The 13,996-nt window shown below is 76.6% G+C and carries 12 protein-coding genes; 10 read left to right on the top strand and 2 right to left on the bottom strand.

The annotated features are described in order from the left end of the window. Nucleotides 1-66: 66 nt before the first annotated feature. From CLV92_RS10315 to CLV92_RS10280, 7 genes are all read left to right on the top strand, one after another. Complete coding sequence (locus CLV92_RS10315) at nt 67-633, top strand: hypothetical protein (protein ID WP_104432723.1); 567 nt, start codon at nt 67-69, stop codon at nt 631-633. Beyond that, nucleotides 630-1,385 (top strand): hypothetical protein, encoded by a 756-nt coding sequence (locus CLV92_RS10310; protein ID WP_104432722.1) that lies wholly within the window; start codon nt 630-632, stop codon nt 1,383-1,385. Before CLV92_RS10315 ends, CLV92_RS10310 begins: the two co-directional genes overlap by 4 nt. A gap of 505 nt (nt 1,386-1,890) precedes the next feature. Then, complete coding sequence (locus tag CLV92_RS21400) at nt 1,891-2,106, top strand: hypothetical protein (protein ID WP_104432721.1); 216 nt, start codon at nt 1,891-1,893, stop codon at nt 2,104-2,106. A 604-nt stretch (nt 2,107-2,710) separates the two neighbouring features. Continuing rightward, on the top strand, nt 2,711-4,054 hold the full coding sequence (locus tag CLV92_RS10295; protein WP_104432719.1) for a glutamine synthetase family protein: 1,344 nt from the start codon (nt 2,711-2,713) through the stop codon (nt 4,052-4,054). An 8-nt stretch (nt 4,055-4,062) separates the two neighbouring features. Continuing rightward, complete coding sequence (locus CLV92_RS10290) at nt 4,063-7,230, top strand: bifunctional [glutamine synthetase] adenylyltransferase/[glutamine synthetase]-adenylyl-L-tyrosine phosphorylase (RefSeq protein ID WP_211291025.1); 3,168 nt, start codon at nt 4,063-4,065, stop codon at nt 7,228-7,230. Nucleotides 7,231-7,317: 87 nt separating this feature from the next. Further along, on the top strand, nt 7,318-8,007 hold the full coding sequence (locus CLV92_RS10285) for an ABC transporter ATP-binding protein (protein WP_104432718.1): 690 nt from the start codon (nt 7,318-7,320) through the stop codon (nt 8,005-8,007). Nucleotides 8,008-8,066: 59 nt separating this feature from the next. Beyond that, nucleotides 8,067-9,569, top strand: coding sequence for a DUF6297 family protein (locus tag CLV92_RS10280; protein WP_104432717.1), 1,503 nt, complete (start codon nt 8,067-8,069; stop codon nt 9,567-9,569). A 68-nt stretch (nt 9,570-9,637) separates the two neighbouring features. Here the strand turns inward: CLV92_RS10280 and CLV92_RS10275 are convergent, their stop codons facing one another. Together CLV92_RS10275 and CLV92_RS10270 are read right to left on the bottom strand one after the other, a co-directional pair. Next, entirely contained in the window at nt 9,638-10,093 is a 456-nt protein-coding gene (locus CLV92_RS10275) for a hypothetical protein (RefSeq protein WP_104432716.1), read from the bottom strand. 67 nt (nt 10,094-10,160) lie between these two features. After that, nucleotides 10,161-10,754 carry a DUF305 domain-containing protein gene (locus tag CLV92_RS10270; protein WP_104432715.1) on the bottom strand — a complete coding sequence of 198 codons (594 nt, stop codon included), beginning with the start codon at nt 10,752-10,754 and terminating at the stop codon, nt 10,161-10,163. A gap of 165 nt (nt 10,755-10,919) precedes the next feature. Here CLV92_RS10270 and CLV92_RS10265 point away from each other — a divergent pair, with 165 nt between their 5' ends. From CLV92_RS10265 to CLV92_RS10255, 3 genes are all read left to right on the top strand, one after another. Further along, nucleotides 10,920-11,231: a metal-sensitive transcriptional regulator gene (locus CLV92_RS10265; RefSeq protein WP_104432714.1), complete on the top strand. Its 312-nt coding sequence runs from the start codon at nt 10,920-10,922 to the stop codon at nt 11,229-11,231. Nucleotides 11,232-11,281: 50 nt separating this feature from the next. Continuing rightward, nucleotides 11,282-11,518: a heavy-metal-associated domain-containing protein gene (locus tag CLV92_RS10260; protein WP_104432713.1), complete on the top strand. Its 237-nt coding sequence runs from the start codon at nt 11,282-11,284 to the stop codon at nt 11,516-11,518. A gap of 148 nt (nt 11,519-11,666) precedes the next feature. Next, nucleotides 11,667-13,904, top strand: a complete 2,238-nt coding sequence (locus tag CLV92_RS10255; protein ID WP_104432817.1) for a heavy metal translocating P-type ATPase — start codon at nt 11,667-11,669, stop codon at nt 13,902-13,904. The last annotated feature ends 92 nt before the right edge of the window (nt 13,905-13,996 follow it).

The raw sequence follows: 13,996 nt of genomic DNA, 5'->3' as shown, positions 1-13,996 counted from the left end.
CGGTGCCGGCAGGCACACTGACGAGACGGGGAACCGCGCCCCGCCGGCCCGCCACCACGAGGGAGCATGTCCGTGTTCGACCTCCAGGACGACGTCTACCTCGTCGGCTCCCTGTACGAGCCCGCCGTGTGGGAGGGCGAGGACCCCACCCGCCGCTACTGCGGGGTCCGGCAGGGAGACGAGGTGCTGGGCTTCCCGGAGGAGCGCTTCGAGGTGCTGCACCGGCTGCGTCTGGGCACCCGGGTCGGGAACCTGCTCGGCCTGCTGGGGGCGGACGGGCAGCGTCAGCTGGGGGAGATGGTGCAGGCACGCCTCGTGGTGGTCGAGCCCACGTCCGATCGGGAGGTGCTGGACCGGTTGCTCCTGCGCGCGGTCTACACGGATCTCGGCCCGGTGGAGGCGGACGGCGTCATCCACGCGGTGCGCTTCGGCGACGGCAGCGACGGGCACCTCAGCCGGCACACCCTCGCCCTCATCGAGGAGTGCGACGAGGGCAAGCCCCTCGGCGCCACGATCACCGAGATGGAGGGGCGCGGCGCCCCGCCGCGGCTGTTCGCCACGATGCTGGCGCAGGACCTGCACCGGCTCTTCGGGGAGGGGCACGCCTTCTTCGACTGGACCCCCACCGCGTGAGCGCCTCCGAGGGCAGCGCCTGGCGCAGGGACTTCAGCCGCGACGCCCGGAAGCTCGGGATCACCGCCGCCGTGAAGATGGCCTTCGAGGCGTGGCAGGGCGATCGCCGCGCCCGCACGACGCGCCAGGGCGCCGTCATCGGTGGTGGCGTCGCCAGGGCCGCCACCGGGGGAGTGCGCTTCGCCGCCGGGGACTGGATGGGCGGAGGCGCGCAGGTCGTGTCCGGTGGCCTCCAGGTGGTCGGCGCCGGCAACGCCGTCCACAAGGACCGAGCGACCCTCGACGCCGCCGTCCTCATCGCCGACGGGCTCGTCGCCTCCGCCAGGGCGGACTGGCCCCGGGAACTGGACAAGGTCCTGCTCGGTGTCCAGCGCCAGCGCCAGGACCTGCTCCACGACCGCCCCGGCCCAGCGGCCACCGAGACCCCGGTGGGCAGGGGGCGGCAGATCACCTGGGCGCTGCACGCCGCGGGACTGCCTCCGGGATCAGCCGCTGAGGGCTACCGCCACGTCTGCGCCGAACTGCGGAGGCTGCACGCCGAGGCCCCGCCGCGGACGCCGTCCGTGCAGCCGGAACGAGCGCAGTCGACGCGGTCGACGCTCAGCGTCGTCCGCGCGGCTCTCAGCCACCGGACCGCGCCCGCCGCAGCCCCCAGCCCCTCAGGTGCGTCCGAGGCCGCCGACGCACGCCGGCAACCCCCCGCCCGTGCTGCGTCCGTCGTCCACCGCCCCCGGGGAGCGTTCGAGCGCTAGGTCGGGACGAGTCCGCACTTTCCGTGCCGACGAGGAGCCCTCGGCGGTGGGACTCCGCCAGGGGCGCTCCTCGAGACGTCCAGGACCTGGGGGATCCGCTCCTGACGAAGCCTCAGCCGAGATGGAGGCCGCCGTCCTGGACGCCCTGCGAGCCAACGAGGCGGCTGCCCGGGCCGTGGACGGGATCGCGACCGAGATCCCCGACATGGACATCGGTTCCGCCGCGCAGCCGGCGGCGGCACGCCCCGCCGGGGCGCCGCCCGGCGCAACTCCTTCTGCAACGCCGTCGCCCGTCTGGGCGACGGCGCGTGGCGGGGCGGAGTGGGCCTCGTCGGCGCTGTCGTCGGCCTGCTGCCCTGGGAGCCGGCTCAGGACCTGCACCGCGGCATCGGGGACGCCCACGACGACCTCGAGGCATGGGCGGCGCCGGACACCCACTCGACCGCCTACCGGGGCGGTGGACTCATCACCGGCATCGGCACCATGCTGGTCGGAGGGGGGCGCAGTGCGCGGGGGAGCCGTTCTCGCGGAGCGGACGGCGACCCGGAGCACCGAGCGCGCCGGCGCGGCCGCGCTCACACCTCAGGCGCGCGCCGCTCTGCGGGCGGCCAAGGTGGTGGATGTGGAGCGACGAGTCGGCACCCGAGGTGAGACGGGGGTGCGGGTCATCGTGAGCAACGACGGGCGCATCATCAACGCCTTCCCGGCGCGGATCCCGTGATCGCTCTGGAGGTCTCGGACGTCACGGCGAATCCCGCCGTCTTCGAGACGAAGCACGATCTCGTGGCCAACGTCTTCGCCACCGTCAGGCTGGCCGACGGTGACGGGATCCACCTCGTGGAGGAGGACATGTCTGTCGTCGAGCTGGCCCGCGCCCTCGGCGCTGGTGGATCGGCGCGGCGGGCGAGCGGCGCGGGGAGCGGCCCGACTTCGCGTTCGACTCCATCTTCGAGGAGGAGCCCGGGATCCTGTGGATCCGTCGCCACGACGGGAGTGGGGGGATCGGCAGCATCCTCGACGGCGTCTCGCCGGCGGGACCCTACGACGACGACGCCGTGAGCGCCCTCGTCTCGCGCTTCCGCGACGACGTGACCGAGCAGGTGCGCACCGCCCCGGCGGTCGACGTGAGCGAGGTCGTCTCCGGACGGTGGTGAGGGCCAGGCCGGCCGGGGCACTCCGGAGAGCGCGCGGGACCAGGCGTCGCCCACCGCCCGGCACGGGAGGGGCGTGGTGCAGTATGCACACGGCGCCGGTGCGGCTCACCGCCCGCTCCGGGGCACCGTGGACAGCCGGCCAGCGGCGACGACAGCGACGGGAAGGGTGCCATGGACCGCCAGCAGGAGTTCGTGCTGCGCACCATCGAGGAGCGCGACATCCGCTTCGTGCGGCTCTGGTTCACCGACGTCATCGGCACGCTGAAGTCCGTGGCGATCGCGCCGGCCGAGCTGGAGGGCGCCTTCGGGGAGGGCATCGGCTTCGACGGCTCCGCCATCGAGGGCCTCTCGCGCGTGTCGGAGTCCGACATGCTGCTGCGCCCGGACCCCTCCACCTTCCAGGTGCTGCCCTGGCGCACCGACGCCGAGCACCCCGGCACCGCCCGCATCTTCTGCGACGTGCACACCCCCGACGGCGAGCCGGCCATGTCGGACCCGCGCAACGTCCTCAAGCGGGCCCTGGACCGCGCCGCCGGCCTCGGCTACACCTTCTACACGCACCCTGAGATCGAGTTCTACCTGTTCAAGGGCCCGCTCGAGCGCGGCGCGGTGCCGGAGCCGGTGGACTACGTCGGCTACTTCGACAACGTCCCCGGCGGCACCACCCACGACTTCCGCCGCACGGCCATCTCCGTGCTGGAGAGCATGGGCATCTCCGTGGAGTTCAGCCACCACGAGGGCGGGCCGGGCCAGAACGAGATCGACCTGCGCTACGCCGACGCCCTCACCACCGCCGACAACGTCATGACCTTCCGCACCGTGCTGAAGGAGGTCGCCGGCGAGATGGGCCTGTACTGCAGTTTCATGCCGAAGCCGCTGCAGGCGCAGCCGGGCTCCGGGATGCACACCCACCTGTCGCTGTTCCAGGGCGACACCAACGCCTTCTTCGAGGCCGGTGCGCAGTACCAGCTCTCCACCACGGGGCGGCAGTTCATCGCGGGCATCCTCCGCCACGCCGCGGAGATCACCGCCGTGACCAACCAGTTCGTGAACTCCTACAAGCGGCTCTGGTCCGGCGGGGAGGCGCCCTCCTACGTCTGCTGGGGGCACAACAACCGCTCCGCGCTGGTGCGGGTGCCGATGTACAAGCCGAACAAGGGGCAGTCGGTGCGGGTGGAGTACCGCGCCCTCGACGCCGCCGCCAACCCCTACCTCGCCTTCGCGGTGCTGCTCTCGGCCGGCCTGAAGGGCATCGAGGAGGGCTACGAACTCCCCGAGGGCGCCGAGGACGACGTCTGGTCGCTGACCTCGCAGGAGCGCCGCGCCCTCGGCATCCACCCCCTGCCCAGCAGCCTCGACCACGCCATCGCGATCATGGAGGACTCGGAGCTCGTCGCGCAGACCCTCGGCGAGGGCGTCTTCGACTTCTTCCTGCGCAACAAGCGCCAGGAGTGGGCGGAGTACCGGGCCCAGGTCACGCCGTTCGAGCTGCAGCGGTTCCTGCCGCTGCTCTAGGAGGCCCCGTGGCAGTTCCCCCGCCCGGTCCCGGTGGGCGGCCCGCCCCCGGCCGCCGCGCCACCGGCCCCGCACTCCTGGCCCGCTGCGGCTTCGACGGCGCGGAGCGGGCGCTGCGGCTGCTCGAGGACGCCGCCCTGCGCGAGGTGCTCACCGCCGGGCGGGAGCCCGCCGTCTCCGCGGACGCCGACCGCCTGCTCGACGAGGCCAGCGCGTCGCTGGTGCGCGCCCTCGGCCTCACCGCCGACCCCGACGCCGGCCTGCTGGCGCTGGTGCGCTGGTGCAGCGGCGTCGTGGCCGGACCCGACGTCGAGGACGTGCGGTCGCTGCTGCAGGCCGCCACGGAGGAGGAGGCCGCGGCCCGGGCCCGGCTGCTGGCCGTCCTCGGCGGCTCCGGCGCCCTCGCCGACCACCTCGTGCGCCACCCGGCGCACTGGCGGGCGCTGCTGGCCGCGGACCCGCCCGCTCGCGGGCACGCGCGCGCGGAGCTGCTCGCCGCGGTGGGCGCCGACCCGGACGCCGACGTGCCGGTGGCGGGCCGACGAGACCCGGCGGCCGACGGGGGCGCGGGGCAGCCGGAGCCCGTCGACGCGCTGCGCGTGGCCTACCGCCGCCGGCTGCTGGCGCTGGCCGGGCGGGACCTGGCGTCGGAGGAGCCGACCGCCGCGATGCCCTCCGTCGCCGCGGAGCTGGCCGACCTCGCCGCCGCCGCCCTGGAGGCCGCCCTGGCGATCGCCCGCTCGGAGCTGCCGGACGGCGGGGCCGGCTGCCGCCTCGCGGTGCTCGGGATGGGCAAGACCGGCGGGCGGGAGCTGAACTACCTCAGCGACGTCGACGTCGTCTACGTCGTGGAACCCGCCGAGGGCGCCGACGCCGCCGAGGCCCTCGCCACCGGCGGCAGGCTGGCCGCGGCCCTGCAGCGCGCCTGCTCCGCGCACACCGCGGAGGGTAGCCTCTGGGAGGTCGACGCCGGCCTGCGCCCGGAGGGCAAGAACGGGCCGCTGGTGCGCACCCTCGACAGCCACCTCGAGTACTACCGCCGCTGGGCGAAGACCTGGGAGTTCCAGGCGCTGCTGAAGGCCCGCCCCGTCGCCGGCGACGCCGAGCTGGGCCGCGCCTACGTCGAGGCGCTGCGGCCCATGGTGTGGAGCGCCAGCGAGCGCGAGGGCTTCGTCGAGGACGTGCAGGCGATGCGCCGCCGCGTGGAGTCGCACATCCCCGCCAAGGACGCCGGGCGCCAGCTCAAGCTCGGCCCCGGCGGCCTGCGCGACGTCGAGTTCAGCGTGCAGCTGCTGCAGATGGTGCATGGGCGCGCCGACTCCCGGCTGCGCAGCCCCAACACCCTGGAGGCGCTGGAGGAGCTGACGGCCTACGGCTACATCGGCCGCCACGACGCCGCCGAGCTGGACCGCCACTACCGCCTGCTGCGCTCCCTGGAGCACCGCCTCCAGCTGCACCGGCTGCGCCGCACCCACGTGCTGCCGACGGCGGAGGCGGACCTGCGCCGCCTCGGGCGGGCCCTGGGGCTGCGCGCGACGCCGGTGCAGCAGCTGGAGGACCTGCTGCGCGGCACCCGGCGCGACGTGCGCCGCCTCCACGAGAAGCTCTTCTACCGGCCGCTGCTGTCGGCGGTGGCGCGGCTGTCCGTGGCGGACGCGGGCCTCGACGTGCGGCTGACCCCCGAGGCGGCCCGGGAGCGGATGGCGGCGCTGGGCTACCGCGACCCCGCGGGCGCCCTGCGGCACCTGGAGGCGCTGACGAGCGGGGTCAGCCGGCGCGCCAGCATCCAGCGCACCCTGCTGCCGGTGATGCTGCAGTGGTTCGCCGACGGCGCCGACCCCGACGCCGGGCTGCTGGCCTACCGGCGGGTGTCGGACCACCTCGGCGGCAGCCAGTGGTACCTGACGATGCTGCGCGACTCCGGCGCGGCCGCCGAGCGCCTCGCCCACGTCCTCTCCGCGGCGGAGCTGCCGGCGGAGCTGCTGCTGCGCAGCCCCGAGTCGGTGGCCGTCTTCGCCGACGACGACCGGCTGGCGCCCTACGACCGCGAGCAGGTGGTGGAGGCGATGGAGGCGGCGGTCCAGCGCCGCCCGGAGACCCCGGCCGGGTCGGCCGCCGGGCCCTCACCGGTCCTCGCCGCGCGGGGCGTGCGCCGCCGGGAGCTGCTGCGCACCTCCGTGGCCGACCTCGTGGGCCTGCGCGACCTGGACGGGGTGGGCCGTGCGCTGGCCGACGCCGACGACGCCCTGCTGGAGGTGACACTGCGGGCCGCCGTGCGGACGGTGGAGCGGCGCGAGGAGCGGCCCCTGCCCACCCGGCTCCTCGTCGTCGGCATGGGCCGGCTCGGGGGGCGGGAGACCGGCTACGGCAGCGACGCCGACGTGCTGTTCGTGCACGAGCCGGTGCCGGGCGCGGACGAGGGGCAGGCGCAGGCCGCCGCGCAGGCCGTGGTGGCGGAGCTGCGCCGCTCCCTGTCCGAGGCGGGCCCGGAGCCGGGCCTGGACGTGGACGCGGACCTGCGCCCGGAGGGCAGGCAGGGACCGCTGGTGCGTTCGCTGGAGTCCTACCGCGCCTACTACGCGCGCTGGTCCGCGCCGTGGGAGGCGCAGGCCCTGCTGCGCGCGCGACCCGTGGCCGGTGACGTGGCGGGCCTCGGCGCGCGGTTCCGGGAGCTGGTGGACCCGCTGCGCTGGCCGGCGGCCGGGCTGTCGGAGGCGAACCTGCGGGAGGTGCGCCGCATCAAGGCGCGCGTGGAGGGGGAGCGGCTGCCGCGCGGGGCGGACCCGCTGCGCCACATCAAGCTCGGCCGCGGCGGCATCGCGGACGTGGAGTGGACGGTGCAGGTGCTGCAGCTGGCCGGGGCGGCGGAGCACCCGGGGCTGCGCACGACGTCGACGGTGCCCGCGCTGGCCGCCGCCGTGGAGGCGGGCCTGCTGGACGCCGCCGACGGGGCGGAGCTGCGCGCGACGTGGGAGTTCACCTCGCGGGTGCGCAACGCCGTGGTGCTCTGGCACGGCAAGGCGAAGGACTCCCTGCCCGCGCAGCGCAGCGCCCTGGACGGCGTGGCGCGGATCATGGGCTGGCCGCCGGGCTCGGCCCGGGAGTTCGAGGAGGAGTACCTGCGCGTCACCCGGCACGCCCGCGCCGTCGTGCAACGCGTCTTCTACGGCGACTGAGGAGGACGCGCAGCCGCCGTTCGTCGAGGGTGGTGGGCGCCGGTCGGCGGATCCGGTGCCGGGCGCCGGCTCACTAGCGTCGCGGCCGTGCACCGCCCCGCGCCCGCCGTCGTCTCCGTCACCGACCTCGTCGTCGGCCACGGCACGCCCCTCGGCCCGCCGCTGTCCTTCGACCTCGCGGCAGGGGAGGTCCTCGCCGTGGTGGGGGCCAACGGCTCGGGCAAGTCCACGCTGCTGCGGACCGTCGCGGGCCTGCTGCCGCCGCTGGCCGGGCAGGTGCGGGTGCTGGGGGCGCCGCTCGACGCGCGCTCCCGGTCCTTCCGCGCGGCGGTGGCGACCGACCTCGGCGACGACGCCTTCCTGCCCGGGCTCACCGTGCGCGAGCACCTGCTGCTCGTCGCCTCCGGGCACGCCGTGCCGGACCCCGTCGCGGTCTGCGAGCGGCTGCTGGCCGAGTTCGGGCTCACCGACCGCGCCGACGCCCCGCCGACGGCGGTCTCGTCGGGACAGCGCCGCCGTCTGCTGATGGCCGCGGCGTTCGCGCGCCCGCGCGCGCTGCTGCTCCTCGACGAGCCCGAGCAGCGCCTCGACCCGGGCATGCGCCGGGCGGTGACGGCCCGGCTGCGCGCCGAGCGGGACGGCGGCGGTGCCGTCCTCGTCGCCACCCACGACGGTGACCTCGTGCGCGGCTGCGCCACGTCGGCGCTGGTGCTGGCGGAGGACGACGTCCGCTCGTGCGCTCCGGAGCAGGCGGCCGCCGCGATCGAGGCGCTGTGAGCGTCGCGCCGCTCACCCGTCCGTCGCCGGGGCGGTCGGGCCCTCCGTCGGGGCGGGCCGTGCGTGGCTGGACCCGCCGCCGTGCCCGGGCCCGTTCCGTCCACGGCCTCGGTGCCCTGCTGGAGGACCTCTACACGGCCCTGCTGGCGTTCGCCATGACGGCGGCCTCCCTGCTCTCGGTGGCGGAGGACCTCGGCGCGGACCTGCGCGTGGGGCGGGGCGCCCCCGTGGTCGACGGGCCGTTCCTCGACCCCGGCTGGATCGCCGTGCTGCTGGCGGCGGCCGGGGTTGTGGCGCTGGCGGGGCTGGCCGCCCGGACGGGCCCGGTGTCGCTGACCTGGGCGCAGTCGGCGTGGTGGCTGCCGCTGCCGGTCGACCGCCGCACGCTGTTGCGCCCAGCGGCGCTGCGCTGGCCGGCCGTGGCGGCGGTGCTCGGCGCCGCCCCGGGGGCCGGGCTCGTCCTCGTGCTCGCAGCCCGTCCCGATGCGACGGCCCTCGCCTGCGGTGCGGTGCTGGGCGCCGCGACGGCCGCCGCTGCCGTCCTGCTCCCCGCGCTCGCGCAGACGGCGGGGGCCGAGCAGGCCGCCCGCCGGGTCGCGGACACCGCACTGGCGGCACTGCCCCTGGCCGGGGTGCTCGTCGCCGTCCTGGCGGTGCCCCGGCTGGTCCTGTCGGTCCCGCCGGCCCTGCCGGTGCTCGTCGTGCTCGCCACCTGCGGGGCCGCGTTCGCGGTGGACGTGCTCAGTCCGATGGTGCGGGACCGCAGCCTCCGCGAGCACGGTGACACCACGGGGCAGGCGCACCTGGCGCTGCTGTCGTTGGACCTCGGGGGCCTGTCGGCGGCGCTGTCGGCGCAGCGCCGCGTCCGGGTGCGCCCGGTCTCGCGGTTGCTGGCCGCGTCCCGGTGGCCGACTGCGCGGTGGCGGGCCCCCGCGGCGCTGGTCTGCGCGGACCTGCTGCTCCTGCTGCGCACCCCGCGGGCGCTGCTGCGGCTCGCCGTCACCGCGTGCCTGCCGGTGGCTGCCCTGGCGGCGCCCTCGCCGTGGCCGGTGGTGCTGGCGGTCCTGGTGGGCGGCTACGCGGGGGCTGCGCCCACGGCGGCGGCCGTGCGGGCGGCGCAGCTGTGCCCGGCGCTGGATGCGCTGCTGCCGCTGGGGGACGCGGCGGTGCGGGCGCACCGGATGGTGGTGCCGGTGGCGGCGACGGCGCTGTGGGGGGCGGCCGCGGGCGCGCTCCTTGGCCTCTCCACCGGCGGGGTGGGGGAGTGGGTGCTGCTGGGGGCGCTGGCCGGCCCGGTGTGGGGGGCGGCGGCGGTGCGGGCGGCGCGGCGACCCGCTCCCGACTTCGCCCGCCCGCTGATCGCCACGCCGATGGGGGCGGTGCCCACGGGGCTGGGGGCGGCCCTCGCCACCGGGCCCGACGTGGCGCTGGTGGGCGCGCTGCCGATGCTCCTGGCGCTGGTGGGCTCCGGGCCGTCCCCGCTGCTGGTGCCCGTGCAGGCGGTGCTCACGGTGCTGGCGCTGCTGGTGGCCGCGGCGACCGGGAGTTCCCGCCCGCGCTGAGGCGCGGTGATCCCCACGGGATTGACGGATGCGACGTTGCGGTGTCGCGTCCGTCGATCCCGTGGGGATCACCGCGGCTCGTCCCCCAGGTGCCGCAGCAGCGCCGCGTACTGCCGCGGTGTCAGGTAGGACGGGTTGCTGCCGGCGGGCATCCGCAGCACCTCCGCGTCGGCGAAGGCGGCGTCCGCCAGCAGGGCGGCGCGCGGCACCGGCGCCGGCAGCCGCCGGAGGTCGACGTCCACGGCGTCGCCGCCGCCGCCCGGTTGCGCCGCAGCGCCGCTCGCCACGACCCCCAGGGCGTGCACGCCGGGCTCGTGGCGTCCGGGGACGGGGCGCCCGCTCAGCCACAGCAGGCAGGGCTGCCCGGGGGTGAGGAGCCCCAGGCGGTAGGAGGGCCGCACGCAGCGGCTCAGGGTCCTCGTCGCGCCGGCCTCCCACCCGGGCGCCACCTGCCCCAGGGGCACGGCGCTCTTGAGCACCCAGCAGGCAACGTCGGCGGGGCTCAGGCGGGGGCGGGCGGGCACTCCCGGATCCTCCGCTCGGGCCGCCCGCCGCGCCAGGCGGAGCGCGACCCGGCGGCTCGCGCCCGGCTCAGGAGGCCTGCTGCAGGGCGGTGATGCGCTGGAGCTCGCCGGTGCGGCCCTCGTCGACGAGCCAGGCCAGGTTGCGCGCGTCGGCGTCGCGCCCGTGCTTCTGCTGCGCCTGCGCCAGCTCGATCGTGGCGCGGTGGTGCTCGGCGACGAGGTCGAGGAACAGCCGGTCGAAGGCCTCGCCCTCCACCTCCAGCAGAGCGCCCACGGCCGTGCCGGCGGCGGGGTCCTCGTCCACGGGGGCCGCCGCGAGCGCGTTCTGGGTCTGCAGCCAGGTGGCGGCCTCCGTCATCTCCCAGCCGTGGACGCGGACGAGGTCCTCCGCGAGTGCGCGGGTCTGCGGGTCCGACGCGCGGGCGACGGCCAGTCCCGCGAGGTCGACGGCCCGCTGGTGGCGGGCGAGGACCTGCTGCACGAACTCCGTGTCCGCCGGGGAGACGGCCGCGACGGGGCCCGACGGGGCGGCGGCCACCGGCGCGGCGGGTGCGGGTGCGGGCAGGGGAGGCAGTTCCGGGGAGGCCGTCCCGCACCCGGTGAGCAGCGCACCGGCGAGCAGGGCTGCGCCCGCGCCCAGGAGTCGGGGGGTGATCGTCATGGGTGCTCCCGGAGCCGTGGGCCGGGCCACGTCCCGGTGCCGGTCGAACTGTGGCACACGGGTGGGGCGGGTGGGGCGGGTTCCGTGCGGACACGCCCGGCGGAATACTCCCTGGGGGTACCTGGTTCACTCGGGTGACCGAACGAGCCGAACCAGGAGGACGCCGTGACCGACGCCAGCACCCCCGCAGCAGGGCCCCACGGCTACATCCAGGAGAAGGACGCCTACCTCAAGCGGCTGCGCCGCATCGAGGGGCAGGTCCGGGGGCTGCAGCGCATGGTGGAGGAGGAGCAGTACTGCATCGACATCCTCACCCAGGTCTCCGCGGTGACGAAGGCCCTGCAGTCGGTGGCCCTCGGGCTGCTGGAGGACCACCTCGGCCACTGCGTCGTCGCCGCCGCCACCACCGGCGGGGAGGAGGCCGACGCCAAGGTGCGGGAGGCCGCCGACGCGATCGCCCGCCTCGTCCGCTCCTGAGCGGGCACCCCACCGACCCCGACACATCCGACACATCCCGGGAGGACCCCATGACCGAGCAGACCAGCACCAGCCGCTACGGCGTCACCGGCATGACCTGCGGGCACTGCGTGAGCGCCGTGCGCGAGGAGGTCTCCGCCCTGGACGGCGTCCGCGCCGTCGACGTGGAACTCGTCACCGGCGGGACGTCCACCGTCACCGTCACCTCCGACGCCCCGCTCCCGGAGGAGTCCGTGCGCGCCGCCGTCGACGAGGCCGGCTACGAGCTGACCGGCCCGCTCGCCTGACGGGCAGCCCCACCCGCCCCGGCCGCCGGCCGGGCCGCACCGAGCCCCTGGAGGAAGCGTGTCGACCCGCCGAACCCCGTCCGAGCCCACCGCCGCGGCGTCCGCGCCGGTCCAGCCCGCGCAGGCCGTGGAACTGCTCATCGGCGGGATGACCTGCGCCTCCTGCGCCGCACGGGTGGAGAAGAAGCTCAACCGGATGCCGGGCGTCAGCGCGACCGTCAACTACGCCACCGAGAAGGCGCGGGTGGAACTGCCCGCCGGCACCGACGTCGCCGACGCCATCGCCGTGGTGGAGGCCACCGGCTACACCGCCACGCCGCCGGCGCCCCCCGCGCCCGCGCGGCCCGAGCAGGGCCCGGACCGCGGCGAGGGCGACGGCGGCGGGGACGCCCGGGAGGACGAGGCACTCCTCACCCTGCGCCGCCGCCTCCTGATCTCCGCCGCCCTGTCCCTGCCCGTCCTGGTGCTCTCGATGGTCCCCGTCTGGCAGTTCCCGAACTGGCAGTGGCTCGCGCTCACCCTCGCCGCCCCCGTCGTCGTCTGGGGGGCCTGGCCCTTCCACCGGGCGGCGTGGACCAATGCCCGCCACCGCGCGGCGACCATGGACACCCTCATCAGCATCGGCGTGCTGGCCGCGTTCGGCTGGTCGCTCTACGCCCTCTTCCTCGGCCACGCCGGCATGCCCGGGATGCGGATGGAGTTCCACCTGCTGCCCGAGCCCGGTTCCTCCGGGGCGGGCGAGATCTACCTCGAGGTCGCGGCCGTCGTGACCGTCTTCGTCCTGGCCGGCCGCTACGCCGAGGCGCGCGCCCGCAAGCGCTCCGGCGCCGCCCTGCGCGCCCTGCTGGAGATGGGCGCCAAGGACGTCACCGTGCTGCGCGACGGCACCGAGCAGCGCGTGCCTGCCCAGTCGCTGGCCGTCGACGACCTGTTCGTCGTCCGCCCCGGGGAGAAGATCGCCACCGACGGGGAGGTGGTCGAGGGCGCCAGCGCCGTCGACGCCAGCATGCTCACCGGGGAACCGGTGCCCGTGGAGGTGGGCGTGGGGGACGCCGTCACCGGCGCGACCGTCAACGCCGGCGGCCGGCTCGTCGTGCGCGCCACCCGCGTCGGCGCCGACACCCAGCTCGCGCAGATCGCGCGCCTGGTGGAGGACGCCCAGTCCGGCAAGGCCCCCGTGCAGCGCCTCGCCGACCGCGTCTCCGGGGTGTTCGTGCCGGTCGTGCTGCTCCTGGCGGCGGCGACGCTGGCGGGCTGGCTGCTCGCCGGGGCGGGGCCGGAGGTGGCCTTCTCCGCCGCGGTCTCCGTCCTGATCATCGCCTGCCCGTGCGCCCTCGGCCTGGCCACGCCCACCGCGCTGCTCGTGGGCACCGGCCGCGGCGCCCAGCTCGGCATCCTCATCTCCGGCCCCGAGGTGCTGGAGTCCACCCGCCGCATCGACACGGTGGTGCTGGACAAGACCGGCACCGTCACCACCGGGCGGATGAGCCTGGTCGAGGTCGTGCCCGCGGCCGGGACGAGCACCGCGGAGGTGCTGCGCCTGGCCGGTGCGCTGGAGGACGCCTCGGAGCACCCCGTCGCCCGGGCGGTGGCGGCCGGGGCCCGCGCGGAGCTCGGCGCGCTGGCGCCGGTGGGCTCCTTCGCCTCCACCGGCGGCCTGGGGGTGGCGGGCGTCGTGGACGGGCACGCCGTCGTCGCCGGGCGCCCCTCCTGGCTGGTGGAGCAGTGGTCGCAGCACCTCGACGCGGACCTGCGCGCCGCCGCCGAGCGCGCGCAGGCCGCGGGCCGCACCGCGATCGCCGTCGGCTGGGACGGCGCCGCCCGCGGTGTCCTGGTCGTCGCGGACACGGTGAAGCCGACGAGCGCCGCGGCGGTGGAGGCCCTGCGCGGCCTCGGGCTGCGCCCCGTCCTGCTCACCGGCGACAACGCCGCGGCGGCGCGGGCCGTGGCCGAGCAGGTCGGCATCACCGAGGTCGTCGCCGACGTCCTGCCCGAGGGGAAGGTCGCGGAGGTGCGGCGGCTGCAGCAGGAGGGCCGGGTCGTGGCGATGGTCGGTGACGGCGTGAACGACGCCGCGGCCCTGGCGCTGGCCGACCTCGGCATCGCGATGGGCACCGGCACCGACGTGGCCATCCAGGCCAGCGACATCACCCTGGTGCGCGGCGACCTCACCTCCGTCGTGGACGCGGTCCGGCTGTCCCGGCGCACGCTGGGCACCATCAAGGGCAACCTGTTCTGGGCCTTCGCCTACAACCTGGCGGTCCTGCCGCTGGCGGTGGCGGCTCTGATGAACCCGCTGCTGGCGGGCGCGGCGATGGCGTTCTCCTCCGTCTTCGTCGTGACGAACAGCCTGCGGCTGCGCGGTTTCACCCCCGCGCGGGTCTGACGGGGGACGCCGGGCCGGGGACACCCGGCCCGGCGGGTGCGGCGCCGGTGCGGGATCCCGCACCGGCGCCGCTGCGTTCGCGCCCGGGCAGC

Source organism: Kineococcus xinjiangensis (assembly GCF_002934625.1).
Classification (GTDB): Bacteria; Actinomycetota; Actinomycetes; order Actinomycetales; family Kineococcaceae; genus Kineococcus_A; species Kineococcus_A xinjiangensis.
Note: the sequence above shows the minus strand (reverse complement) of the source record. Positions and strands in the feature narration are given on the sequence as shown.

What these genes read in the sequence shown, in the direction of transcription:
- CLV92_RS10260 (WP_104432713.1), top strand. Translation starts at nt 11,282, where the DNA reads ATGACCGAGCAGACCAGCACCAGCCGCTACGGCGTCACCGGCATGACC.
- CLV92_RS10270 (WP_104432715.1), bottom strand. Translation starts at nt 10,754, where the DNA reads ATGACGATCACCCCCCGACTCCTGGGCGCGGGCGCAGCCCTGCTCGCC.
- CLV92_RS10255 (WP_104432817.1), top strand. Translation starts at nt 11,667, where the DNA reads ATGACCTGCGCCTCCTGCGCCGCACGGGTGGAGAAGAAGCTCAACCGG.
- CLV92_RS10295 (WP_104432719.1), top strand. Translation starts at nt 2,711, where the DNA reads ATGGACCGCCAGCAGGAGTTCGTGCTGCGCACCATCGAGGAGCGCGAC.
- CLV92_RS10315 (WP_104432723.1), top strand. Translation starts at nt 67, where the DNA reads ATGTCCGTGTTCGACCTCCAGGACGACGTCTACCTCGTCGGCTCCCTG.